Annotated in this window: 18 protein-coding genes; 8 read left to right on the top strand and 10 right to left on the bottom strand. The window is 72.5% G+C overall.

Features of this window, described 5'->3' with window-relative positions:
• The first annotated feature begins 122 nt into the window (after positions 1-122).
• The gene (locus J4557_RS13195; RefSeq protein ID WP_208266783.1) at positions 123-1,442 is read left to right on the top strand and encodes a cation:proton antiporter; all 1,320 of its coding nucleotides are present in this window, start codon (positions 123-125) and stop codon (positions 1,440-1,442) included.
• Between the two features lie 124 nt (positions 1,443-1,566).
• Here J4557_RS13195 and J4557_RS13200 read toward each other — a convergent pair whose 3' ends face one another.
• From J4557_RS13200 to J4557_RS13210, 3 genes are all read right to left on the bottom strand, one after another.
• Positions 1,567-4,386 (bottom strand): vitamin B12-dependent ribonucleotide reductase, encoded by a 2,820-nt coding sequence (locus J4557_RS13200; RefSeq protein WP_208266784.1) that lies wholly within the window; start codon positions 4,384-4,386, stop codon positions 1,567-1,569.
• A gap of 119 nt (positions 4,387-4,505) precedes the next feature.
• Entirely contained in the window at positions 4,506-4,979 is a 474-nt protein-coding gene (gene nrdR / locus J4557_RS13205) for a transcriptional regulator NrdR (protein WP_208266785.1), read from the bottom strand.
• A 248-nt stretch (positions 4,980-5,227) separates the two neighbouring features.
• Positions 5,228-5,560 (bottom strand): LysM peptidoglycan-binding domain-containing protein, encoded by a 333-nt coding sequence (locus J4557_RS13210; protein WP_208266786.1) that lies wholly within the window; start codon positions 5,558-5,560, stop codon positions 5,228-5,230.
• A 175-nt stretch (positions 5,561-5,735) separates the two neighbouring features.
• Between J4557_RS13210 and lexA the strand changes: the two genes are divergently transcribed.
• Positions 5,736-6,434, top strand: a complete 699-nt coding sequence (lexA, locus tag J4557_RS13215) for a transcriptional repressor LexA (protein ID WP_208266787.1) — start codon at positions 5,736-5,738, stop codon at positions 6,432-6,434.
• A gap of 110 nt (positions 6,435-6,544) precedes the next feature.
• Here lexA and leuS read toward each other — a convergent pair whose 3' ends face one another.
• Complete coding sequence (leuS, locus tag J4557_RS13220) at positions 6,545-9,013, bottom strand: leucine--tRNA ligase (protein ID WP_208266788.1); 2,469 nt, start codon at positions 9,011-9,013, stop codon at positions 6,545-6,547.
• Positions 9,014-9,377: 364 nt separating this feature from the next.
• Between leuS and J4557_RS13225 the strand changes: the two genes are divergently transcribed.
• Together J4557_RS13225 and J4557_RS13230 are read left to right on the top strand one after the other, a co-directional pair.
• A complete protein-coding gene (locus J4557_RS13225) occupies positions 9,378-9,983 on the top strand; it encodes a lytic polysaccharide monooxygenase auxiliary activity family 9 protein (protein ID WP_208266789.1) in 606 nt (201 codons plus the stop codon).
• 179 nt (positions 9,984-10,162) lie between these two features.
• A complete protein-coding gene (locus J4557_RS13230; protein WP_208266790.1) occupies positions 10,163-11,707 on the top strand; it encodes a long-chain-fatty-acid--CoA ligase in 1,545 nt (514 codons plus the stop codon).
• A gap of 65 nt (positions 11,708-11,772) precedes the next feature.
• On the opposite strand, the gene J4557_RS13235 is transcribed toward J4557_RS13230, so the two are convergent.
• Positions 11,773-12,615, bottom strand: a complete 843-nt coding sequence (locus J4557_RS13235) for a helix-turn-helix transcriptional regulator (RefSeq protein WP_208266791.1) — start codon at positions 12,613-12,615, stop codon at positions 11,773-11,775.
• A 113-nt stretch (positions 12,616-12,728) separates the two neighbouring features.
• On the opposite strand from J4557_RS13235, the gene J4557_RS13240 reads away from it, so the two are divergent.
• The gene (locus J4557_RS13240) at positions 12,729-13,472 is read left to right on the top strand and encodes an SDR family oxidoreductase (RefSeq protein ID WP_208266792.1); all 744 of its coding nucleotides are present in this window, start codon (positions 12,729-12,731) and stop codon (positions 13,470-13,472) included.
• Between the two features lie 39 nt (positions 13,473-13,511).
• Here the strand turns inward: J4557_RS13240 and J4557_RS13245 are convergent, their stop codons facing one another.
• Positions 13,512-14,354: a helix-turn-helix transcriptional regulator gene (locus J4557_RS13245; protein ID WP_208266793.1), complete on the bottom strand. Its 843-nt coding sequence runs from the start codon at positions 14,352-14,354 to the stop codon at positions 13,512-13,514.
• Positions 14,355-14,467: 113 nt separating this feature from the next.
• On the opposite strand from J4557_RS13245, the gene J4557_RS13250 reads away from it, so the two are divergent.
• A complete protein-coding gene (locus J4557_RS13250; protein ID WP_208266794.1) occupies positions 14,468-15,208 on the top strand; it encodes an SDR family oxidoreductase in 741 nt (246 codons plus the stop codon).
• Positions 15,209-15,215: 7 nt separating this feature from the next.
• On the opposite strand, the gene J4557_RS13255 is transcribed toward J4557_RS13250, so the two are convergent.
• From J4557_RS13255 to J4557_RS13265, 3 genes are all read right to left on the bottom strand, one after another.
• Positions 15,216-17,210: a glycosyltransferase family protein gene (locus J4557_RS13255; protein WP_208266795.1), complete on the bottom strand. Its 1,995-nt coding sequence runs from the start codon at positions 17,208-17,210 to the stop codon at positions 15,216-15,218.
• Between the two features lie 166 nt (positions 17,211-17,376).
• Positions 17,377-18,621, bottom strand: coding sequence for a cytochrome P450 (locus J4557_RS13260; RefSeq protein ID WP_208266796.1), 1,245 nt, complete (start codon positions 18,619-18,621; stop codon positions 17,377-17,379).
• Positions 18,622-18,847: 226 nt separating this feature from the next.
• The gene (locus J4557_RS13265) at positions 18,848-20,239 is read right to left on the bottom strand and encodes an aspartate aminotransferase family protein (protein WP_208266797.1); all 1,392 of its coding nucleotides are present in this window, start codon (positions 20,237-20,239) and stop codon (positions 18,848-18,850) included.
• A 204-nt stretch (positions 20,240-20,443) separates the two neighbouring features.
• Between J4557_RS13265 and J4557_RS13270 the strand changes: the two genes are divergently transcribed.
• Positions 20,444-21,337 carry an alpha/beta fold hydrolase gene (locus J4557_RS13270; protein ID WP_208266798.1) on the top strand — a complete coding sequence of 298 codons (894 nt, stop codon included), beginning with the start codon at positions 20,444-20,446 and terminating at the stop codon, positions 21,335-21,337.
• Positions 21,338-21,410: 73 nt separating this feature from the next.
• Here J4557_RS13270 and J4557_RS13275 read toward each other — a convergent pair whose 3' ends face one another.
• Positions 21,411-22,289 carry an alpha/beta fold hydrolase gene (locus J4557_RS13275; protein WP_208266799.1) on the bottom strand — a complete coding sequence of 293 codons (879 nt, stop codon included), beginning with the start codon at positions 22,287-22,289 and terminating at the stop codon, positions 21,411-21,413.
• Between the two features lie 113 nt (positions 22,290-22,402).
• Between J4557_RS13275 and J4557_RS13280 the strand changes: the two genes are divergently transcribed.
• A complete protein-coding gene (locus J4557_RS13280) occupies positions 22,403-24,409 on the top strand; it encodes an AfsR/SARP family transcriptional regulator (protein ID WP_208266800.1) in 2,007 nt (668 codons plus the stop codon).
• Positions 24,410-24,424 lie beyond the last annotated feature (15 nt).

A 24,424-nucleotide genomic window follows, 5' to 3' on the forward strand; every position in this document is an offset into this window, starting at 1 on the left:
GAAGAACCGCCTTACCTTCTGGCCAGGACGGCCGGGTGCACGAGCCGAAGCGGAACGCCTGACTGTCCCCGCCCGGTCCCCGCACCCTGGAGGCTCGCGTGCTCGCGGCGCCCGTCCCCCCGATGCCCGCCCACTCCCTGCTGGTCCTCCTCCTCCAGGTCGGGACGCTCGGCCTGCTCGCCCTCCTGCTCGGCCTGCTGGCGAGGCGGCTCGGCATGCCGGCGATCGTCGGCGAACTGTGCGCGGGCGTGCTCCTCGGCCCCTCGGTCCTCCAGCGGGTCGCGCCGGACCTCTCGGCCTGGCTGCTGCCGCACCGGCCGGAACCGACGCACATGCTGGACGCCGTCGGGCAGGTGGGGGTCCTCCTGCTCGTCGGCGTCACCGGAACCGAGCTGGACTTCCGGTTCCTGCGCCGGCAGCGCCGGACCGCGCTGTGGGTCAGCGGGACCGGACTGGCCGTCCCCTTCGGCCTCGGCATCGCGGCGGGGCTGCTGCTGCCCGGCGCGCTGCGCGCCGAGCACGGCGACTCCGCGGTGTTCCCGCTGTTCGTGGGGGTGGCGATGTGCGTCAGCGCCATCCCCGTGATCGCCAAGACGCTGGCGGACATGGACCTGCTGCACCGCAACGTCGGCCAGCTCACGCTGGCCTCGGGCACGATCGACGACGCCTTCGGCTGGTTCATGCTCTCGGTGGTCTCCGCGATGGCGGCGTCCGGCGTCACCACCGGGACCATCGCCCGCTCCGCCGGCTGGCTGCTGGTGGTGGTGCTCTTCGCGGCGCTGCCGGGCATGCCGCTGGCCCGGCTGACGCTGCGGCCGCTCGCCCGGCTCTCCGACCCCATGCCGGTCATCGCCGGGACGGCGGTGCTGGTCCTGCTCGGGGCGGCGGCAACGCAGGCCATGGGCCTGGAGTCGGTCTTCGGTGCCTTCGTCGCGGGCATCGTCATCGGCTCCAGCGGGGCCGTCGACCTGCGGCGGATCGCCCCGCTGCGCACGTTCACGCTGGCGTTCCTGGCACCGGTCTACTTCGCGACGGCCGGCCTGCGGATCGACCTGGGGGCGCTCGCCCGCCCGGTGGTCCTGGGGTCGGCGGCGGCGCTGCTCCTCATCGCGGTCTTCGGCAAGTTCGCCGGGGCCTACCTGGGCGCCCGGATGGGCCGGCTGAACCGCTGGGAGGCGCTCGCCCTCGGCGCGGGGATGAACGCGCGCGGGGTCGTCGAGGTCATCGTCGCGATGGTCGGGCTCCGGCTCGGCGTGCTCAACACCGCCGCGTACACCGTGGTGGTGCTCATCGCGATCGTGACCTCGGTCATGGCCCCGTGGCTGCTGCGGGTGGCGATGCGGCACATCGAGAGCACCGCCGAGGAGGAGCTGCGGCTCGTGGCGCGGCTCGACGGGGACCGCCCGGACGACGACGTCCGCCGGGTCCGGGCCACGGGCTGAGCCGCCGGGCGGTCCGGGCACACAGGTCGGGCGGTGGCGGGACGACATGTCCCGCCACCGCCCGTGACCAGCGCCTAAGGCATCCGAGCGCCGGACGCCGCGTGCCCTGCGGCTCTATCCCGGATCAGCTGCAGCCGCTGGTGGAGCCGCAGCCTTCGCAGACGTAGCAGCTGCCCGCCGGGCGCATCTTCGTGCCGCAGGTGAGGCAGAGCGGCGCGTCGGCGGTGCGGCCCTGCCGGCTTTCGATGACCTCCATCGACGAGCGCGCCTCGGGCGCGGGCGCCGGGGCCGCCGGACGGGTGATCTCCGCCGACTGGGCGAGCGTCTCGTGCTCGATCTCGTCCTCGGCGTGGAGGGTGGCCGGGTCCTCGCCGTTGGCCTGCATCGCGCGCTCCTCGGCGGTGAAGATGCCGAGGCCCGCGCGCTCCTCGTAGGGCAGGTGGTCCAGCGCCAGGCGGCGGAAGATGTAGTCCATCACCGAGGTGGCCATGCGGATGTCGGGGTCGTCGGTCATCCCGGCGGGCTCGAACCGCATGTTGGTGAACTTCTCCACCCAGGTCTCCAGCGGCACGCCGTACTGGAGGCTGATGGAGATCGCCATGGAGAACGCGTCCATCACGCCGGCGAGGGTGGAGCCCTGCTTGCCGAGCTTGAGGAACACCTCGCCGAGACCGTCGTCCGGGTAGGACGAGGCCGTCATGTAGCCCTCGGCGCCCGCGACGGAGAAGCGGGTGACGGTGGCGGGCCGCTGCTTCGGCAGCCGCTTGCGGACGGGGCGCGGCGCCGCCGACCCGGCGTCGACCGGGGCGCCCTCGGCCTTGGGCTCCTCCTTCTTGCCGGCGGCCGACAGCGGCTGGCCGACCTTGCAGTTGTCGCGGTAGATCGCCAGGGCCTTCAGGCCGAGCCGCCAGCCCTCGAAGTACACCTTCTCGATGTCCTCGACGGTGGCCTGCTCCGGCATGTTGACGGTCTTGGAGATCGCCCCGGACAGGAACGGCTGCGTCGCCGCCATCATCCGGACGTGCCCCATCGGGCTGATCGCCCGCTCGCCCATCGCGCAGTCGAACACCTCGTAGTGCTCGGGGCGCAGGCCGGGCGCGTCCACGACGTGGCCGTTCTCGCCGATGTACTCGACGATCGCCTCGATCTGCTCCTGCTGGTAGCCGAGCTTGCGCAGGGCGCGCGGCACCGTCTGGTTGACGATCTGCATCGAGCCGCCGCCGACGAGCTTCTTGAACTTCATCAGCGCGAGGTCCGGCTCGATGCCGGTGGTGTCGCAGTCCATCATCAGGCCGATGGTGCCGGTCGGGGCCAGCAGCGACGCCTGCGCGTTGCGGTAGCCGTGCTTCTCGCCCGCCTTCAGGCACTCCTGCCACTGCTTGGCGGCGGCGGCGTGGATCGCCTTGTCCATGTCGTCGAGGGTGCGGATGTCGTCGTTGGCGGCGGCGTGCTTGCGCATGACCCGCTTGTGGCCCTCGGCGTTGCGGGCGTAGCCCTCGTACGGGCCGACGACGCCGGCGATCTCGGCGGAGCGGCGGTAGGCGACGCCGGTCATCAGCGAGGTGATGGCCGCGGCGAGGGACCGGCCGCCCTCGGAGTCGTAGGCGTGGCCGGTCGCCATCAGCAGCGCGCCCAGGTTGGCGTAGCCGATGCCGAGCTGCCGGTAGTCGCGGGTGGTCTGCGCGATCTTCTCGGTCGGGAAGTCGGCGAAGGTGATGGAGATGTCCATCGCCGTGATGATCAGCTCGGTGAGCTTGACGAACTTCGCGACGTCGAAGGTCCCCTCGTCGGTGAGGAACTTCAGCAGGTTGATGCTGGCGAGGTTGCAGGACGAGTTGTCCAGCGACATGTACTCCGAGCACGGGTTGGACGCGGTGATCCGGCCCGACTCGGGGTTGGTGTGCCAGTCGTTGATCGTGTCGTCGTACTGGATGCCGGGGTCGGCGCACTCCCAGGCGGCCTGGGCCATGAGCCGGAACAGCTCCTTGGCCTTGACCGTCTCGACGATCTCGCCGGTCATCCGGGCGCGCAGCCCGAACTCGCCGTCGGACTCGACGGCGTGCATGAACTCGTCGGAGACGCGGACGGAGTTGTTGGCGTTCTGGTACTGGACGCTGCCGATGTCCTTGCCGCCGAGGTCCATGTCGAACCCGGCGTCCCGCAGCGCGCGGATCTTGTTCTCCTCGCGCGCCTTGGTCTCGATGAACTCGGCGACGTCGGGGTGGTCGACGTCCAGCACGACCATCTTGGCGGCGCGGCGGGTGGCGCCGCCCGACTTGATCGTCCCGGCGGACGCGTCGGCGCCGCGCATGAACGACACGGGGCCGCTGGCGGTGCCGCCGGAGGACAGCAGCTCCTTGCTGGAGCGGATGCGGGACAGGTTCAGGCCGGCCCCCGAGCCGCCCTTGAAGATCACGCCCTCTTCCTTGTACCAGTCCAGGATCGACTCCATCGTGTCGTCCACGGACAGGATGAAGCAGGCCGACACCTGCTGCGGCGACCTCGTGCCGACGTTGAACCAGACCGGCGAGTTGAAGCTGAACAGCTGGTGGACCAGCGCGTACTTCAGCTCGTGCTCGAAGACCTCGGCGTCCTGCTCGGAGGCGAAGTAGCCGTTCTCGAGGCCGGTCCGGACGTACACGCCGACGACGCGGTCGACGAGCTGCTTGAGGCTCCACTCGCGCTGCGGGGTGCCGACGGCGCCGCGGAAGTACTTGGACGTGACGATGTTGACCGCGTTCAGCGACCAGAAGTCGGGGAACTCCACACCGCGCTGCTCGAAGTTGACCGAGCCGTCGCGCCAGTTGGTCATGACGACGTCGCGGCGTTCCCAGCGCAGCTCGTCGTAGGGGTGGACGCCGGGCGTGGTGAAGATCCGCTCCACCTTCAGCCCCTTGCGGCCCCCCTTGCCGCGCCGTGCCGGGCCGCTGACCGTCTCCGTCATGCCTTCCCCCTCCCGGGCCCTCCCGCCGGGCCCTGTACAGGAACAACTCCGCCGCCGCCCGGGCCATGCCCGTGCGGAGGCTCCTTAACAATGTGCTTCTCGTATATCCGGAACCGCCCCTACCGGGGCGGGCCGGGCTCCCCCGAGGAACCGGCCTTCCGCAGTGCCTCGATCTCCTTGGCGAAGTCGTCCAGCGACTCGAAGCTCCGGTAGACCGAGGCGAATCGCAGATAGGCGACCTCGTCGAGTTCACGAAGGGGCCCCAGGATCGCGAGGCCGACCTCGTGCGAGGGGATTTCCGCGGATCCGGACGATCTGATCGCCTCTTCGACCCGCTGCCCCAGCTTCGCGAGCGCATCCTCGTCCACCGGGCGGCCCTGGCAGGCCCTGCGCACCCCGGCGATGATCTTTTCCCGGGAGAACGGCTCGGTGACCCCGCTGCGCTTGGCCACCATCACGAGCACATTCTCCTGCGTGGTGAATCGCTTGCCGCATTCCGCACACGCGCGGCGGCGCCGAATGGCGCTGCCGTCATCGGTGGCGCGGCTGTCGATCACTTTGGTGTCAGGGTTGCGGCAGAACGGGCAGTGCACGCGCTATCCCTCCCCTGACGGAAACGAGTCACACCGACGACCCGCCATATATAGGTGACTTACATCGGTGTGACTACTAGATGTTGTGGTCAACCGTACGGCTCGGCGCAGGGCTACGCAACCTGATCCGGGGCCTCGGGAGTAGACCCGCGTCACATCCGCCGCGTAGATCCAGCTCACGTCGGACGATCGGATTCCGGCCCCGGGCGTGTCGCCGCGGAGCGTCCGGGGAGGCCGGCCGGAAGGGGTCAGCCGGGCAGGACGAGCCGCTGGCCCGGCTGTACGGTGGGGTCGCCGCCCATCCCGTTGAGGTCGATGATCCGCTGCACGGTCACGCGCGGGTCGGCACCGGGGTCGGCGGCGGCGGCGATGCCCCAGAGGGTGTCGCCGGGCTCGACGACGGCGGTCCGGACGCGCCCGGAACGCCCGTGGTGGTCGGCGCGGCCGCCCGCGAAGGCGCCGGTGCCGCCGTCCAGCCAGAGGGCGGCGAGCGTGACGGCGGCGGCGAAGGCGACCAGCACCGCGCGCCCGCGGCGGGTGAGTCGCAGCGGGACGCGTTCACCGGACGGCGAATCGGGCATCTCCACCCTCCTCGACTTCGAATGAATTTTCGATCGAACGCCTGTACGATGTTGTATCGCAGCACACCGGCGAAACGCGAGCACATCTTCGAACAATTGTTTGATCATTTCGTCCGGACGCGATAGCGTTCATGACAAGGAGTGACGGATCGAGGCGCCCGGGAGGCGACGAGCGATGAGCAAGGTCCGGGAGCTGCCCGACGGGCCCAAGGACGAGACGGGCCTGACCCAGCGGCAGCGCATGGTGCTGGAGGTGATCCGCGACTCCGTCCAGCGCCGGGGGTACCCGCCCTCGATGCGCGAGATCGGCGAGGCGGTCGGCCTGACCAGCACCTCCAGCGTGTCGCACCAGCTCCGGGCCCTGCAGCGCAAGGGGTACCTGCGGCGCGACCCGAACCGCCCGCGCGCGGTCGAGGTGCGGGTCCCCGGCGCGACGCCGGTCCGCACCGAGCCCGACTCCTACGAGGCGGTGGGCGGCCAGCAGACCGCGACGCGGCCCGCGCCGGCCTACGTCCCGCTCGTCGGCCGGATCGCCGCCGGCGGCCCGATCCTGGCCGAGGAGGCCGTGGAGGACGTCTTCACGCTGCCCAAGCAGCTCGTCGGCGAGGGCACCCACTTCCTGCTGAAGGTCACCGGCGACTCGATGATCGAGGCGGCGATCGCGGACGGTGACTGGGTCGTGGTCCGCCAGCAGCCGGTCGCCGAGCAGGGCGACATCGTCGCCGCCATGATCGACGGCGAGGCGACGGTGAAGACGTTCAAGCGCAAGGACGGCCACATCTGGCTGATGCCGCAGAACTCCGCCTACGAGCCGATCCCCGGCGACGAGGCGTCCGTCCTCGGGCGCGTCGTGGCGGTCCTGCGCAAGATGTAGCGCGCCGCCCCCACGGGGGCGAACGCGGCCCCGCGCGGGCGCGGTGGCGACGCTGAGAGGCGGCCGCGGGAGACGATCCCCGCGGCCGCCTCTGCGTGCCGCCCCGTCCGCTAGCGCTTCGGGACGATGTTCACGATCTTGGGGGCGCGGACGATGATCTTGGCGATCTCCGCGCCGCCCAGCGCGTCCTGGACCTTGGCGGAGGCCAGCGCCAGCCGCTCCAGCTCCTCGCCGGCGATGCCGGGCGGCACCTCCAGCCGGTCGCGGACCTTGCCGGCGATCTGCACGACGCAGGTCACCGACTCCTCCACCAGCAGCGCCGGGTCGGCCTGCGGCCAGCCCGCGCGGATCACCGGCGCGGTGCGTCCCAGCAGCTCCCACGCCTCGTCGGCGGTGTAGGGGGCGAACAGCGACAGCAGGACCGCGATCGCCTCGGCGGCCTCGCGGACGGCCGGGTCGGCGGCGCCGGGTCCGGAGTCGATCGCCCGGCGGGTCGCGGTGACCAGCTCCATGATCCGCGCGATCGCCACGTTGAACCGCTGCGTCTCGACCATCTTCGTGGCCTCGTCGACGGTGCGGGCGGTGGCGCGGCGCAACTCGGTGTCGCCGGACGCCGGGTCCGCGCCGGGCGCGGAGGAGACCTCGGCGGCGATGCGGTGCACCCGGGTCAGGAACTTCGACATGCCGTGCGGGGACACGTCGGCCCAGTCGATGTCGTCCTCGGGCGGGCCGGAGAACAGCATCGCCAGCCGGACGACGTCCACGCCGAACTCGGCGATCTGGTCGCCCAGGTCGACCAGGTTGCCGGTCGACTTCGACATCCCGCTGCCGTTCAGGATCACCTGGCCCTGGTTCAGCAGCCGGGTGAACGGCTCGGTGAAGTCGACCATGCCCATGTCGTACAGGACCTTGGTGAAGAACCGGCTGTACAGCAGGTGCAGGATGGCGTGCTCGACGCCGCCGGTGTACTGGTCGACCGGCATCCACCGGCGGACCTGCTCGACGTCGAACGGGCCGCCCTCGTAGCCCGGCGAGCAGTACCGGAAGTAGTACCAGGACGAGTCGACGAAGGTGTCCATGGTGTCGGTGTCGCGCTTGGCCGCGCCGCCGCACTTGGGGCACTCGACGTTGACCCAGTCGGACGCGGCTGCCAGCGGCGAGGTGCCCTTGGGCGCCAGGTCGGCGCCGCGCAGGTTGTCCGGCAGCCGGACGGGCAGCTGCTCGTCGGGGACGGGGACCTCGCCGCACGCCGCGCAGTGCACGATCGGGATCGGGCAGCCCCAGAACCGCTGCCGGGACACCAGCCAGTCGCGCAGCCGGAAGTTGACGGAGGCGCGTCCGGTTCCGCGCTCGTCCAGCACCTCGATGATGCGGGGGATGGCGTCGCCCTTGGCCAGCCCGTCGATCGGGCCGGAGTTGACCAGCCGGCCGTCGCCGGGGGTGGCCATGCCGGTCTCGGCGGGGTCGGGCAGCCCGGTCTCCACGACGACGCGGACGGGCAGCCCGAACTTCAGCGCGAAGTCCAGGTCGCGCTGGTCGTGCGCGGGGACCGCCATGATCGCGCCGTGCCCGTACTCGGCCAGCACGTAGTCCGACGCCCAGACCGGCAGCCGCTCGCCGTTGACCGGGTTGACCGCGTAGCGGCCCAGGAACACGCCGGTCTTCTCGCGCTCGGTGGACAGCCGCTCGATCTCGCTCTCCCGGGAGACCTCCTCGCGGTAGGCCTCGAACGCGGCCCGCTGGTCGGGGTGGCAGATCTCCTCGGCCAGCGCGGCGTCGGCGGCGACGACCATGAAGGTGGCGCCGAACAGGGTGTCGGGACGGGTGGTGTAGACGGTGACGGGCTCGTCCCGGCCCTCGATCACGAAGTCGACGTCGGCGCCGGTCGAGCGGCCGATCCAGTTGCGCTGCATCAGCAGGACGCGCTCGGGCCACTTGCCCTCCAGCTGCGCCATGTCGTCCAGCAGCCGGTCCGCGTAGTCGGTGATCTTGAAGTACCACTGGGTCAGCACGCGCTTCTCGACCAGCGCGCCGCACCGCTCGCAGTGCCCGCCGACGACCTGCTCGTTGGCCAGGACGGTCTGGTCCTTCGGGCACCAGTTGACGTGGCCGCCCTTGCGGTAGGCCAGGCCCCGCTCGTAGAAGCGCAGGAACAGCCACTGCGTCCACTTGTAGTACTCGGGGTCGGAGGTGTGCAGGCGGCGCGTCCAGTCGAAGGACGGTGCGTACCGGTGGAACGAGGCGGCCTGCGTCTCGATGTTGGCGTAGGTCCACTCGGCGGGGTGCGAGTCGCGCTTGATCGCGGCGTTCTCGGCGGGCAGGCCGAAGGAGTCCCAGCCGATGGGGTGCAGGACGTTGTGGCCGCGCTGGAACCAGTAACGGGCCACGACGTCGCCGATGGCGAACGCCTCGGCGTGGCCCATGTGCAGGTCACCGCTGGGGTAGGGGAACATGTCCAGCGCGTAGCGCCGCTCGCGGCCGTCGTCCTTGTCCTCGGCCGTGAAGGGGTCGAGCTCCGCCCAGCGGGCCTGCCACTTGTCCTGAACCGCCCGTGGGTCGTACTGCTCGTCGCTGCTCACGCTTCCGCTCCGGTCTCCATCTGGGGTCACAGGGCCAACGGGCCGTCCGTCACATGAAACGACCCCTCGCGAAGGAGGGGCCGCCACGTCGACGTCGATGCGTCAACGTGGTCGTTGAAGGAGCAGCCTGGCCGACATACATCAAGAGTAGCGCAACCGCAAGCCTTCACGCGGGGGGTCGGCGGGCGCGGGCGGCCGGGCGGCGGGCCCGGATCCGGCGCGCGGGAGGGGCTTGACGCGCGGCGCGGGATCACCGATCCTCCAAAAAGGAAAGTTTCCTATTAGAAGACGGACGGGCGCTCCCACCCGCCCGCCTCGTGAGCGGCTGCCGACTCCGACCCGCCCCCGCCAAGGAGGATCGCGTATGCCCCGCCGATTCCGCACGCCCCGCAGGACCAGCCTCGCCGTCGCCGCCGCCGCGGGCGTCGGCGCCTCGGTCCTGGTCGCGGCCCCCGCGCTCGCCCACGGCTACACCAGCGACCCGCCCAGCCGGGCGCTGCTGTGCAAGCAGGGCGCGGTGACGAACTGCGGCCCCATCCAGTGGGAGCCGCAGAGCACGGAGGGCCCCAAGGGCTTCCCCCAGTCCGGTCCCGCCGACGGGACGATCTGCGCGGCCGGCGACAGCCGCTGGGCCCCGCTCGACGACCCGCGCGGCGGCACCTGGCCCGCCACGAGGGTGTCCAGCGGGCCGTACACCTTCACCTGGCACCTGACCGCCGCCCACGCCACCACCTCGTTCCGCTACTTCATCACCAGGGACGGCTGGGACCCCGCCCGGCCGCTCACCCGGGCGCAGCTCGACCCGGCGCCCTTCCTCCAGGTGGACTACGGCGGGACGCGGCCGCCGTACGACGTCGCCCACAGCGGCACGCTGCCCGCCAAGCGCGGCCGGCACATGATCCTCGCCGTGTGGGACATCGCCGACACCGGCAACGCCTTCTATCAGTGCTCGGACGTGGACTTCGGCTGATCTCTGCGGCGGCCGGACGGCCGTGACCGACCACCCCCCCGGCGGGCCGCCCCCGCTCCAGGCGCCCGCCCCAGGCGGCCGGGTGGGGAGACCCCCGCGCCCCACCTGGCCACCTGGCCACCTGGTCATAGACTCCTCGGTAACCAACCGGCCGGTCACCGTTCCGCGCGAGGAGTGCCATGCTCAACCTGTCCGTGCTGCTGGAGGACGCCGCCAGGGAGACCCCCGACCGCGACGCCGTGGTCTTCGGCGACCTGCGGCTCTCGTACTCCTTCGTCGACGCGGTCGCGAACCAGGTCGCGAACCTGCTGCGGTCGCGCGGCGTCCGCCCCGGCGACAAGGTGGCGCTGTCCAGCCCGAACCTGCCGTACTTCCCGATGGTGTACTTCGGGGCGCTCAAGGCCGGCGCGGTGGTCGTCCCGCTGAACGTGCTGCTCAAGCCGCGCGAGATCGCCTACCACCTGACCGACTCCGAGGCGAAGGCGTTCTTCTGCTTCGAGGGGACGCCGCAGCTGCCGCTCGGCGAGACCGGCCACGCCGGGTTCGAGCAGGCCGAGGGCTGCGAGCACTTCTTCCTGCTGCCGGCGAACCCCGCCGCGACCGAGTCGCCGATCGAGGGCGCCGAGCTGTTCTGGGCGGCGCTCGCCGGGCAGCCGGACGCGTTCGACACCGAGCGGACCGAGGGCACCGACACCGCGGTGATCATCTACACCAGCGGGACGACCGGGCAGCCGAAGGGCGCCGAGCTCACGCACGGCAACCTGCTGATGAACGCGATGGTCGACGACACGCTGTTCGCGCGGACGCTGCACGACACGTCGCTGGTGACGCTGCCGCTGTTCCACATCTTCGGGCAGACGTGCGTGATGAACGTCGGGCTCTACCGGCGCGGGACGCTCGTCATGCAGCCGCGGTTCGACGCCAAGGAGGCGGTCGCGCTGATGGTGAAGGAGAAGGTGAACATCTTCGCCGGCGTCCCGACCATGTACTGGGCGCTGCTGAGCGACGACACCTCCGCCGAGGACATCGCGACGATCCGGGAGAACCTGCGGGTCGCGGTGTCGGGCGGCGCGGCGCTGCCCATGGAGGTCATCAAGGGCGTCCGGGAGAAGTTCGGGATGAACGTCCTGGAGGGCTACGGGCTGTCGGAGACCTCCCCGGTCTGCTCGTTCAACCGGCCGGACCGGCCGACCAGGCCGGGCTCGATCGGGCTGCCGGTCTGGGGCGTGGAGATGAAGCTCGTCAACGACGAGTGGAAGGACGTCGAGGGCGAGGGGCCGGGCGAGATCGCCGTGCGCGGCCACAACATCATGAAGGGCTACTACAACCGGCCCGACGCGACCGCCGAGGCGATCAGGGACGGCTGGTTCCGCACCGGTGACGTCGCCCGCCGCGACGAGGACGGCTACTACTACATCATCGACCGCTCCAAGGACATGATCATCCGGGGCGGTTACAACGTGTACCCGCGGGAGCTGGAGGAGGTCCTGATGGCCCATCCGGACGTCTCGCTGGCCGCCGTGGTGGGCGTCCCGCACCCGAGCCACGGCGAGGAGGTCAAGGCGTACGTGATCCGCAAGCCGGGCGCCACGGTCACCGAGGACGAGCTGGTCGCGTGGGGCAGGGAGCAGTTCGCCAACTACAAGTACCCCCGGATCGTGGAGTTCCGCGACGAGCTCCCGATGACCGCCACCGGCAAGATCCTCAAGCGCGAGCTCCGCTAGCCGGACGCGCCGGCGTGCGGCGGGCCGCGGTCATGAGGCGGCTCATGACCGCGACTCGCCGCACGTCAGCGGGGGGTGAGGTCCTGGGTGCCGATGACGCGGAGCAGTTTCAGCGCCTCGTGCGACGGGGTGCCGGGCGCGGCGGTGTAGAGGACGACCTTCTGGTCCCGGTCCGGGACGACGAGGACGTCGCAGAACACTTCGAGGTCGCCGACGACCGGGTGCCGCATGCGTTTCGTGCTGCCGCGCCGCACCTCGATCTGGTGCCGGTCCCATAGCCGGCGGAACAGTTCGCTCTCGTCCATCAGCTCGCCGACGAGCGCCTTGATCCCTGGGTTGTGCGGATAGCGCCCGGACGCCGCCCGCAGATCGGCGACGCTCTGCTGGGCGAACCTCCCGTATTCGCCGTCGTCCTCGATGAGGCAGGCGTCGGGGTGGAGGAAGAACGCCCGCACGAGGTTGCGTTCGCCCGGCGCGATCTTCGAGAAGTCGACGATGAGCGCCGCCGCCATGTCGTTCCAGGCGAGGACGTCGTATTTGGCGTCCAGGACGTAGGCGGGTGTGTCGTCGAGCCGTTCCAGCAGATGCAGGATGCCCGCGGGCACTTCCTGAGGAGGTCCCGGCGGCGGGCCGAGCTGTTCACCGGCGAGGTTGTACAGGTGGCTGCGCTCGTCGTCGGAGAGCCTCAGCGCGCGCGCCAGCGCCGAGAGGATCTGCCTGGACGGCCTCGGGCCGCGCCCCTGTTCCAGCCGGATGTAGTAGTCCACCGACATGCCTGCGAGGCGGGCGACCTCTTCCCGGCGCAGGCCCGGCGTCCTCCGGCGCGTCCCGGCCTGCAGCCCGACGTCCGCAGGCTGCACGCGCGCGCGGCGGGAACGCAGGAACGCGGCCGTCGCCTTCCTGTTCATGCCTCCCAGCATGGCGGACGGAACGGACGGACGGCCGTCCCCAAGGTGGTATCGCCGATCCCAGCTTCGAGCGGTCTCTCCCACCGCGCACCCACCGCCGACAGCGTGGCCCCATGAACACCACGCAGATCGCTCTCATCACCGGAGCCAACAAGGGGATCGGCTTGGAGACCGCCCGCCTCCTCGGCGAGAAGGGCATGACCGTGCTAATCGGCGCCCGCAACCCCGAACTCGGCGAGAAGGCCGCGGCCGTCCTGGCCGGCGAGGGCATCGACGCCCGCTTCGTCCGCATCGACGTCACCGGCACGGCGAGCGTCGAAGCCGCCGCAAGACGGATCGACGAGGAGCACGGGCGGCTCGACGTCCTGGTGAACAACGCCGGCATCTCGCCGGCCTCCGCGTACGGTCCGCCGAGCGAGACCTCGCTCGGCGGGCTGCGCGAGACCTACGAGACCAACGTGTTCGGGGTCGTCGCCGTCACCAACGCGATGCTGCCCCTGCTGCGCCGCTCCCCCGCCGGCCGCATCGTCAACGTCTCCAGCGAACTCGGCTCGCTGACGCTGCTGACCGATCCGTCCAGCCCGTTCTTCCCGTTCAACCTGCTGGCGTACAACTCGTCGAAGACGGCGCTGAACGCCGTCACGATCGCCTACGCCAAGGAGCTGGCGGACACCGCGATCAAGGTGAACCTCGCCAACCCCGGCTACTGCGCCACCGACCTGAACGCGAACAGCGGGTTCCGCACGCCGGTGCAGGGCGCGGCGGAGGTCGTGCTGCTGGCGACGCTCGACGAGGACGGCCCGAACGGCGCCTTCCAGGGCGGCTCGGACGAGCCGGGCCGGCCCGTCCCCTGGTGACCCGCTCGCGCGCCAGGCCGGGGCCCGGCGCGCGGCGGTTCAGCGTGCGGCGAGCGCGTCCCTGCCGGCCTCGCGCAGCGTCTTGAGGGCTTCGTGCGACGGCGTGCCGGGCGTGGTGGTGTAGAGGACCACGCGCTGGTCGCGTTCCGGCACGTACAGGACGTCGCAGTGCAGCTCCAGCGGCCCGACCACCGGATGGATCATGCGTTTGCGGCTGCTGCGCCTGATGCCGACCTCGCCCGAGTCCCACAGGCGGGCGAACAGCGGGCTGCGCGCGGACACCTCGGCCACCAGCTCGGCGATGCCGGCGTCGCCCGGGTAGCGGCCGGCGGCGGCGCGCAGGTCCGCGACCGAGTCGCCCGCCAGTTCCGCCACGTACTCGTCGGTGTCGTACCGGTCGGCGACCGGGCCGGTGAACAGCCACCGGATCACGTTGCGGTCCTTGGGCGGCAGTGCGGCGAAGTCCGTCATCAGCGCCGCGGCCAGCGGGTTCCAGGCGAGGATGTCGTGGCGGGCGTTCAGCACGTAGGCGGGCGTGTCGTCGAGCCGTTCCAGCAGGTGCAGGATGCCGGGCGGGACGTCCCGGGACGGTCCGGCCGGAAGTTCCGGCGCCTCGCCCGCCAGGTGGTAGAGGTGGCCGCGCTCGTCATCGGTGAGCCTCAGCGCGCGCGCCAGCGCGGCGAGGATCTGCCTGGACGGACGTGGGCCTCGCCCCTGTTCCAGCCGGATGTAGTAGTCCACCGACATGCCGGCCAGTTGGGCAACCTCCTCGCGGCGCAGGCCCGGCGTCCGCCGCCGCGTTCCCGCCTTCAGCCCGACGTCCTCGGGCCGTACGCGGGCCCGGCGCGAGCGTAGGAACGCGGCCAACTCCTGCCTGTCCATACGTTCCAGCATGGCCGATGCCGCCGAGGGGCCGCCACGCGGAGGGTGGTATCGCCGATCCCAGCTTCGAGCGGTCTCTCCTCGCGCGCGCCCAGCGGTAACAAGCTGAGGACATGACCACTGCACAGATCGCGCTCATCACCGGCGCCAACAAGGGAATCGGATTCGAGACGGCGCGCATCCTCGGCTCCGGCGGCAGGACGGTGCTGATCGGCGCGCGTTCCGAGGAACTCGGGGAGAAGGCCGCGGCAGAACTGGCCGGCGAGGGCATCGACGCGCGGTTCGTCCGCATCGACGTCACCGACGAGGCCACCGTCACGGCCGCGGCCGACCGGATCGGCGCCGAGCACGGACGGCTGGACATCCTCGTCAACAACGCCGGGATCACCTCGACGGACGCCTCCGACCTCGGCCGCTCCACCCCGCCGAGCCGGACGGCGGTCGCGCAGGTCCGGGAGACGTTCGAGACGAACGTGTTCGGCGTCGTCGCCGTCACCAACGCGATGCTCCCGCTGCTGCGCCGCTCCCCCGCCGGCCGCATCGTCAACGTCTCCAGCGAACTCGGCTCGCTGACGCTGCACAGCGACCCGTCGGCCCCCGTGAACCGCGTCAACCTGCTTCCCTACAACGCGTCCAAGTCGGCGCTGAACGCGGTCACGGTCGCCTACGCCAAGGAATTGGCCGGCACCCCGGTCACCGTGGTCGCGGCCGCGCCCGGATACTGCGCCACGGACCTGAACGGGCACACCGGCCCCCGCACCCCGGCCCAGGGCGCGGCCGTGATCGCCGCGGCGGCGACCGGCGGCGCCGCGAACGGCGCGTTCGTCGCCGAGGACGGCCCGGTGCCCTGGTAAGGGTGGGTCAGAAAAGGATGTGCTCCTTGGGCAGGCCGTAGAACACCAGCCTGCCGGAGTCGAGGAGTTCGAGGTCGGTGGGCCGCCAGGTGTGGCGGGTGGCGTCCGCGTGCCGGACGGTGACGAACGAGAACCGGTCGGCCGCGTACACCCGGACCCCGTCCGCGCGCAGCCGCCGGAACAGGTCGGTGTCCTCGCCGCATCCTCGGTCGGCGAACCGGTACGTGCGCATCAGGTCGCTGTCGCCCAGCAGCGCCCCGCCGCGCACCACGTCCACATAGCGGTGCTCGTGCTCGGGGTAGCGCAGCACGGTCGCGTTCATGGACTCCAGCAGCGCGTAGTGGGCGAGCTTCCCGACGACGCCGGCGTCCGTGTAGGAGAAGGCGGGAACCAGGTCGGACACGTAGTGCGGCCCGTACAGCTCGTCGTCGTCGATCTTGCCGATGTACGCGCCGTCGGCGGCCTCTATGCCGAGGTTGAGGCACTCCCCCAGGGACAGCGACGCGTCGGCACCGCGGACGACGACGTCGTCGATCCCCGCGGCGATCGCCCGCTTCTCCACGTCCCGGGGGTCGACGTCGAGGCGGTGCAGGATGAGCACGAGCTGCAGGGGCCGCCAGGTCTGCGCCGCGATCTGCTCGATCGAGGAGGCGATCTGCTCGGCCCGGCACGTGGACAGCACGAGCGACACCGTCGGCGGCGGCGCGGGCGCGGGCCCGGCGCCGAGGCGTTCCAGAAGGGAGTCGACCCGATGCCGGTAGGTGTGCCGGGCGTGCACGCGGCGCAGCGCCAGATGCGCCTGCCGGTCGCGTAGCTCCGGGGCCCGCAGGAGCGCGCGCAGGCTGCGCTGGGCCGCCTTGGTGTCCTCCGCCGCCGGGCCGAACAGCGGGCTCGCGTCCGCCCGGTGGTGGATGACGGGGACGCCCTCCGCCGCCGCCTCGAACGCCAGGCGGGGGGCGGGCGCGATGAGCACGCGGAACCGCTTGCGGATCGCGATGGCCTCCGCGTACGGGCGCGGGGGCGCCACCCGCTGCCGGTACAGGCGGGGGAAGCCGGTGGCGAAGAAGTGGGCGCCGAGCCGGGGCGCGGGCGCGATGAGCGGTTCCGCGGCCTGGTCGTACTCCCCCTCGTACAGCAGCGGGTAGCGGCCGTGGTCCTGGACGCGCGTCGGGTTGTGCAGGCGGGGCTGCGCGGCGAACGGCAGGTGGTGGACGCGGTCGTGGCCGAGGCTCCGCCGGTGCTCCGGCACCGCCGCCGCGTCCACGGTGAAGACGTGGTCGAAGTGCCCGGCGTCGTCGCCGAGACCGGCGCCGGTGTCCCAGTAGGCGGTCGGGACGCCGTGCTCCCGGCACCACTCCGCCATCTCCGCGACGGGCAGGGCCGTCGGGACCGACTCCACGAGCAGCAGCCCCGGCCGCCGCTCCTCGAACGCCTCCCGCCAGCCGCCGGACGCGGTGACCTGCGTCCACTCGTAGCGGAGGTTCGCCTCCAGGACGGGGCCGAGGACGACGGCCGCGACGAGGCCGGGCCGGTTCACCGGGCCGTCCGGCGCCGCGGGCGGTGTCACCTCGATCGGCTCGGTCTCGGCCACGAGGACGTCGGGACGGCGGGTCCGCGCGGGCTCCCCGGGGGGCGCGGGCGGCGGTGGCAGGGGGCGCAGCGCCTCCCGGACGCGCTGGTACGAGCCCGGCGCCGCCGGGTGGCCGCGCAGCGCGGTCAGCGCCGGCCCGAGCCGCGACCAGCGCCGCGTCCGCAGCGCCTCGGTCTCCCACTCGGCCCGCTCGGCGCGGTGCTCGGCGAGGGCCCGGCGGCGGTCGAGGTCGCCGATCCGCCGGGCCGCCTCGTTGAGCGCGCCGATCAGCCGCCCGATCTGCTCGTCCCGGTCGGCCCGCTCGCGCTCCAGCTCGGCGAGCCGCAGCCGGACGGCCGCGTTGTCGGCGGCGAGCCGGTCGCCCCGTTCCCGGGCCACGCGCGGCTCGGCGGTCGGGTCGGTCTCGGGCACGGGCGCTCCCGGAACGTGCGGAACAGGGCTTCTTCGCACGTTAACCGGGCCGGGCCCCGGGCCGGCCGGGCGCCACGCAACGTTCACCGAGCCGTCGACCATCGGTTGCCGTGATCCTGGACAAAGCCGCCGAAGCGCCCGGCGGGTCCGCCGGGCGCGGCTCCGGTCAGATCGTGTACGGCAGTCGCTTGATCCCGTTGATGAAGTTGGACTCCAGCCGGTCGGGCTCCCCGGCCTTGATCGCGGGGACCTTGGCGAGCAGCTCGCGGAACATCACGGTGATCTCCCGCCGCGCGAGGTGGGCGCCGAGGCAGAAGTGCGGGCCGGGTCCGCCGAACCCGACGTGCGGGTTGGGATCGCGCAGGATGTCGAACCTCTCCGGGTCGGTGAAGACCGACTCGTCCCGGTTCGCCGACCAGTAGTAGAGGACGAGCTTGTCGCCCTCCTTGATCTCGTGGCCGTTCAGCGTGGTGTCGCGGGTCGCGGTGCGGCGCATCCAGATGACCGGCGACACGTACCGGACGATCTCCTCGACGGCGCCCGCGATCCGGCCCTCGAAGTCCTCGGTGAGCAGGGCGCGCTGGTCGGGGTTGCGGGTGAGCAGGTCGAGCCCGTGCGCGATCGCGTTGCGGGTCGTCTCGTTCCCGGCGACGACGAGCAGGATGAAGAACGAGCCCAGCTCCTGGTCGGTCAGCGACTCGCCGTCGATGTTGGCGTTGACCAGCGCGGACGTGAGGTCGTCGGTGGGGTCGACGCGGCGCTGCCTGCCGAGCTCCTCGACCAGGCCGCGCAGCGTCTCGCCCGCGTTCAGCAGCGCGAGGGCGAGCTGCTCGGGGTCGCCGGCGGGGACGAACTCGGCGTCGTTCCCGGCGAGGATGACGTTGGTCGCGTCGAGGACGGTCTGGTACTGGTCCTCCGCGATGCCCATCATGTCGCAGATGATCTTCAGGGGCAGCCGGGCGGCCACGTCCGCGACGAAGTCGCCGCTGCCGCCGCCCGCGGCGACGCTCCCGACGATCTCGGCGGCGACCGCCTCGACGCGGTCCTCGAACCGCTGGATCATCCGCGGCGAGAACGCCCGGGACACGATCCGGCGGATCTTGGCGTGCCGGGGGTCGTCCATGCTGATCATCGAGCCGAAGTACTCGTGCATGTCGCCCGGCATGTCCGGGATGCTGATCGCGCCGCGGCCCGAGCAGAAGTCCTGCGGGCGGCGGGACGCCTCGACGACGTCGGCGTGCCGGGTGAGGGCGTAGTACCCCGGCCCCTGCGGCGCGATGATGATGTCGGGCTCCTCGAACTTGACGAGTTCGGGATGCCACCGGAGCGTCTTGAACGCCTCGTGCCGCTGGTCGTGCGGGCGGCGCCAGAACTCCCAGTCCGTCAGGTTGATGTCCTCGACCTTGAGCACGTGCTATCACCTCGTCCGAACGTGATTCGGTTTACATGCACTGTCTCAAAGTAAAGTGCGCGACCGACACCGGACGGCGCGGTGACCCGCGTCACACCGCGGTCCGAGCCTAGACCGTTCCGGACGGCTCCGGGGCGGTTCCGCACGTTCGAGGTGGATCGTTCCGCCTCCGGACGCGCCCTCCCCGCCCCCGGGCACGGGCGCGGGGAGGGCGCGTCCGGACGGGTCACAGCCGCGCCCACGCCTCCGTCAGCACCGAGCGCAGGATTTGCTCGATCTCGTCGAAGTGCGACTGGTCGCAGGTCAGCGGCGGCGCCAGCTGGACGACCGGGTCGCCGCGGTCGTCGGCGCGGCAGTACAGGCCCGCCTCGTACAGCGCCTTGTCGAGGAACCCGCGCAGCAGCCGCTCCGACTCCTCCTCGTCGAAGGTCTCCCGCGTGTCCCGGTCCTTCACCAGCTCGATGCCGTAGAAGTAGCCGTCGCCGCGCACGTCCCCGACGATCGGCAGGTCGCGCAGCCGCTCCAGCGTCGCCCGGAACGCGTCGCGGTTGCGCATGACGTGGCCGAGCAGGTCCTCGCGCTCGAACAGGTCGAGGTTCGCCAGCGCCACCGCCGCCGACACCGGGTGTCCGCCGAAGGTGTAGCCGTGCGCGAACATCGTGGTGCCGTGCCGGAACGGCTCGAACAGCCGGTCGGCGACGAGCATCCCGCCGAGCGGCGCGTACCCCGACGTCACGCCCTTGGCGAAGGTGATGATGTCGGGCGTGTAGCCGAACCGCTGCGCGCCGAACATCGTGCCGAGCCGGCCGAACGCGCAGATCACCTCGTCCGACACCAGCAGCACGTCGTGCCGGTCGCAGATCTCGCGGACGCGCTCGAAGTAGCCGGGCGGCGGCGGGAAGCAGCCGCCCGCGTTCTGCACCGGCTCCAGGAACACCGCCGCGACCGTCTCGGCGCCCTCGAACTCGATGGCCTCCTCAATCCGGTCCGCGGCCCAGCGGCCGAACGCCTCCGGGTCGCCGCCGTGCTCGGGCGCCCGGTAGATGTTGGTGTTCGGCACCCGGAACGCGCTCGGCACCAGCGGCTCGAACGGCGCCTTCAGGCCGGGGAGGCCGGTCAGCGACAGCGCGCCGTGCGGCGTGCCGTGGTACGCGACCGCGCGGCTGATCACCTTGTGCTTGGCGGGCTTGCCGGTCAGCTTGAAGTACTGCTTGGCGAGCTTCCAGGCGCTCTCCACGGCGTCGCCGCCGCCGGTGGTGAAGAACACCCGGTCCAGGCCCTCGGGCGCGAGCCCGGCGAGCCGCTCGGCCAGCTCGACGGCCTTGGGGTGGGCGTACGACCAGATCGGGAAGTAGGCCAGCTCGGCGGCCTGCTTGGCGGCGGCCTGCGCGAGCTCCTCGCGCCCGTGCCCCGCCTGGACGGTGAACAGCCCGGACAGCCCGTCAAGGTAGCGCCGGCCCGCCGCGTCGTAGACGTAGGGGCCCTCGCCCCGGACGATCATCGGGATCTCGCCGCCGTCCTGGGACGCCGAGTGCCGCGCGAAGTGCATCCACAGGTGGTCGCGGGCCGCCCTCTGCATCGGTTCGTTCTGCTGGCTGGTCACGTCCGGCTCCGTCATCACGCTTCCCTTGCTACGACCCGAGGACGCACGCAGATGCGAGCGATCCAGTTGTGACGATGCTAAGCGACGACGAAATCCGATGTAAACACGTATTCAGACACATGTATCCGTAGCGATGCGGTCACCTGGCCTCAGCCCCCGGCCGAACCGCCGGACACCGGCCGGGTAGCGTCGCCCCGGGATCAAGGAGGCGAACAGCGCATGGGCGACATCACGACCGGTTCGGTCAAGGCGAACGGCCTGGAATTCGGCTACCTCGCGGCGGGGCCCGAGAGCGGCCCGCTCGCGCTGTGCCTGCACGGCTTCCCGGACTCGGCGCACACCTGGCGGCACCTGCTCCCCGAACTCGCCGCCGCGGGCCACCGCGCGGTCGCGCCCTTCATGCGCGGGTACGCGCCCACGTCCGTGCCCGAGGACGGCGCCTACCAGGGCGGCGCCCTCGCCGCCGACGCCAACGCGCTGCACGAGGCGTTCGGCGGCGGCTCCGACGCCATCGTCATCGGGCACGACTGGGGCGCCTTCGCCGCCTACGGCGCCGCCGCGGCGGCCCCCGACCGCTGGCGCAAGGCCGTCGCCATGTCCGTCCCGCCCATCTCGGTCATGGCGACGGCCTTCTTCGACTACGAGCAGCTCAAGCGCTCGTTCTACATCTTCGTGTTCCAGACGCCCCTGGCGGAGGCCGCCGTGGACCGCGCCTTCATCGAGGGCCTGTGGCGCGACTGGTCCCCCCAGGACACCGGCTACGCCGCCGAGGACGTCGACCACGTCATGGAGTGCCTCGCCACCCCGGACAACCTGTCGGCCGCACTCGGCTACTACCGCGCCATGCTCGACTCGTCGCGCCACATCGAACGCTATGCGGCCGAGCAGGAGGCGGCCACCTCGATCGGCGTGCGCCCCGTCCTGTACCTGCACGGCGCCGAAGACGGCTGCCTGGGACCCGACATCGTCGCCCCCGGGGACGATCTCAGCGGCGTCCTGGCGGGGCTCCCCGCCGGCTCGCGCGCCGAACTCGTCCCCGGCGGCGGCCACTTCCTCCAACTGGACCGCCCCGACGACGTCAACCGCCGCATCCTCGACTGGCTGTCCGCCTGACCCCCGGACCCGCCTGGGGGGCGGCCCTCCCGCCCCCAGGGCACGGGCTCCTTCACCGGCGCCGGCCGGCGGTTCAGCGGCCGACCAGGTCGCGCAGGGTCTTGGCGATCTCGGCGGGCGCCTGCTCGGCCATGAAGTGGCCGTGGTCGACCGTCCCGTGCACCAGGTCGGGCGCCCACTGCGACCACAGCGCCCGCGCGTCGAAGCCGAGCGCGGCGCCCCAGTCCTGCTGCAGGACGGTGACCGGCATCCGCAGCCGGTTGCCGGCGTCGCGGTCGGCCTGGTCGTGGGTCACGTCGATGCCGGCGGACGCGCGGTAGTCCGCGACGATCGACGGGACGGCGGCGCGGCAGGCGTCCAGGTAGGCGGCGCGGACGTCGGCGGGGATCGCCTCCGGCCCCGCGCCCCAGACGTCGAGGAAGTGGCCGAAGAACGCGTCGGCGGTCGCGGCGATCATCTGCTCGGGCAGGCCGGGCGGCTGCGCCATCAGGTAGAGGTGGAAGCCGACGGCGGCGCTCACCCCGTGCATCGCGTCCCACATCTCCAAGGTGGGCAGCACGTCCAGGCAGGCCAGGTGCGTGATCGTGTCGGGGTGGTCCAGGCCGGCGCGGAAGGCGACCAGGGCGCCCCGGTCGTGCCCGGCCAGCGCGAAGCGCTCGTGCCCGAGCGCGCGGGCGAGGGCGACGATGTCGGCCGCCATGGTGCGCTTGGAGTAGGTGTCCGGGCCGTCCTCCTCCGGCTTGTCGCTCGCGCCGTATCCGCGCAGGTCCGGGCAGATCACGGTGTGGTCCGCGGCGAGGTCGGCGGCGACGTGCCGCCACATCAGGTGCGTCTGCGGGAACCCGTGCAGCAGCACGATCGGGCTGCCCGAGCCGCCGACCGCCGCGTTCAGGGACACGCCGTCGGCGACGGGCACGCGCCGGTAGTCGAAACCGCTGATGGTCGTGGTCATGAAGTCGTCCTTCTCTCGTTCGAACCGATGTCCCCAGGTTGCCGGGCGCGAATGAGCATCCGGTCAGCGCGCTAGCGTGAGGACCGAGGGAGTTCCTGGGAAGGGGCGGGCCGGTGGGGGTCGTGTTCGGGGTGCTGGGGCCGGTGACGGCCTGGGACGCCGCGGGCGAGCCGATCGCGCTGAAGGGGCCGCGGCACCGGGCGGTCCTGGCCCGGCTGATCGTCGCGCGGCGGCGGGTCGTCCCGGTCGGGCTGCTCGTCGACGATCTGTGGGACGTCCCGCCGGAGGGCGCGGTCGGCGCGGTCCGGACGTTCGTGGCCGCGCTGCGCCGGGCGCTGGAGCCGGACCGGCCGCCGCGCACCCCGTCCCGGCTGCTGGTCACCGAGGGCCCCGGGTACGCCCTGCGCGCCGAGCCCGGCCAGGTGGACGCCTGGTCGTTCGAGAAGGCCGTGTCCGGCGCGGCCGATCTTCCGCTCGGCCGCGCGCAGGCCCTGCTGGACGAGGCGCTGGGCCGGTGGCGGGGCCCCGCCTACGCCGACTTCGCCGACGAGCCCTGGGCGCGGGCGGAGCGTTCCCGGCTGGCCGAGCTGCGGCTGCACGCGGTGGAGCAGCGGGCGCAGGCGCGGCTGGACGCCGGGCTGGCCGCCGAGACGGTCCCGGACCTCGACGCGCACGTCGGCGAGCATCCGTGGCGCGAGTCGGGCTGGCGGCTCCTGGCGCTCGCCCTGTACCGGGCGGGCCGGCAGGCCGACGCGCTGGCGGTGCTGCGCCGGGCCCGGGACATCCTCGCCGGGCAGCTCGGCCTCGACCCCGGCCCGGAGCTGCGGCGGATGGAGGCGGACGTGCTCGCGCAGGCCCCGGAGCTGGACCGTCTCGTAGAGCCGGAGTCGGCGGCGGCGCGGCTGTGGACGCGCGCGGCGGCCGACTACGACCGGACGGTCGGGGCGGGGGCCCGCGCGCGGCTGGAGTCGACGGTCGGCCTGCTGCGCGACCTGGCGCTGAGCGGGGGCGGCGGGCTTGAGGCCGCCCGCGAGCACCGGCCGGCGGCCGTCGCCGCGGCGGAGGAGTTCGGCGACCCGGAGCTGACCGCCCGGGTGATCGGCGCCTACGACGTCCCGGCGATCTGGACGCGCAGCGACGACCCGGAGAGCGCTCAGCGGATCGTCGCGGCGGCCGAGCGCGTCCTGCCCCGGCTCCCTGCGGGCCCCGCGCACGACGCGACGCGGGCGCGGCTGCTCGCCACCATCGCGCTGGAGATGCGCGGCACCCGGTCGCCGCGGGGACCGGAGGCCGCCGCCGAGGCCGAGGCGACGGCCCGCGACCTGGACGATCCGGCGGTGCTGGCGTTCGCGCTCAACGGCGCGTTCATGCAGTCGTGCACGCGGGCCGGGCTCGCCCCGCGCCGCGACGCGATCGGCGCCGAGCTGGTCGGCCTGTCGGCCCGGCACGGGCTGGCGTCCTTCGAGGTCCTCGGCCACCTCATCCGGCTCCAGGCGCGCTCCGCGCTCGGCGACTTCGCGGCGGCCGACGGCCACGCGGCCGCCGCCGGCGGGCTCGCCGAACGCCACGAGCGCCCGCTCGTCGGCGTGTTCACGCGGTGGTACGAGGCCCTGCGCCTGGCCGCGTCGGGACGGGCTCCGCACACGGAGACGGAGGCGGCCTACCGGGCGGCGGCGGAGACCCTCGACGGGGCCGGAATGCCCGGCCTGTCCGACGGGCTGCTCCCGCTCGCGCTGCTCAGCGCCCGCCTGATCGGCGCCCGCCCGCTCGATGACCGCGACCCGGCCCACGGCGACCCGTTCGAGGTCGACCTGGACGACGGCTGGGGCCCGTACCGCCCGTGGGCCGAGCCGCTCGCCCGGCTGGACGCCGGGCGGGACGGCGAGGCCGGAGCGGCGCTGCACGCCCTGCCGGAGCCGCCCGCCGACCTGATGTACGAGGCGACGTGCTGCCTGGAGGCCGCGGCCGCCCTGCGGCTCGGCGACCGGCCCGCCCTGCGGCGCGTCCGCGACCGCCTCCTGCCCGCCGCCGGGGAGCTCGCGGGCGCGGGCAGCGGACTGCTCACCTTCGGCCCCGTCGACGCCTGGCTCGCCCGGCTGGACGCCGCCATCGGCGGCTGAGGACGGCGACGGGCC

Source organism: Actinomadura nitritigenes (assembly GCF_017573545.1).
Classification (GTDB): Bacteria; Actinomycetota; Actinomycetes; order Streptosporangiales; family Streptosporangiaceae; genus Spirillospora; species Spirillospora nitritigenes.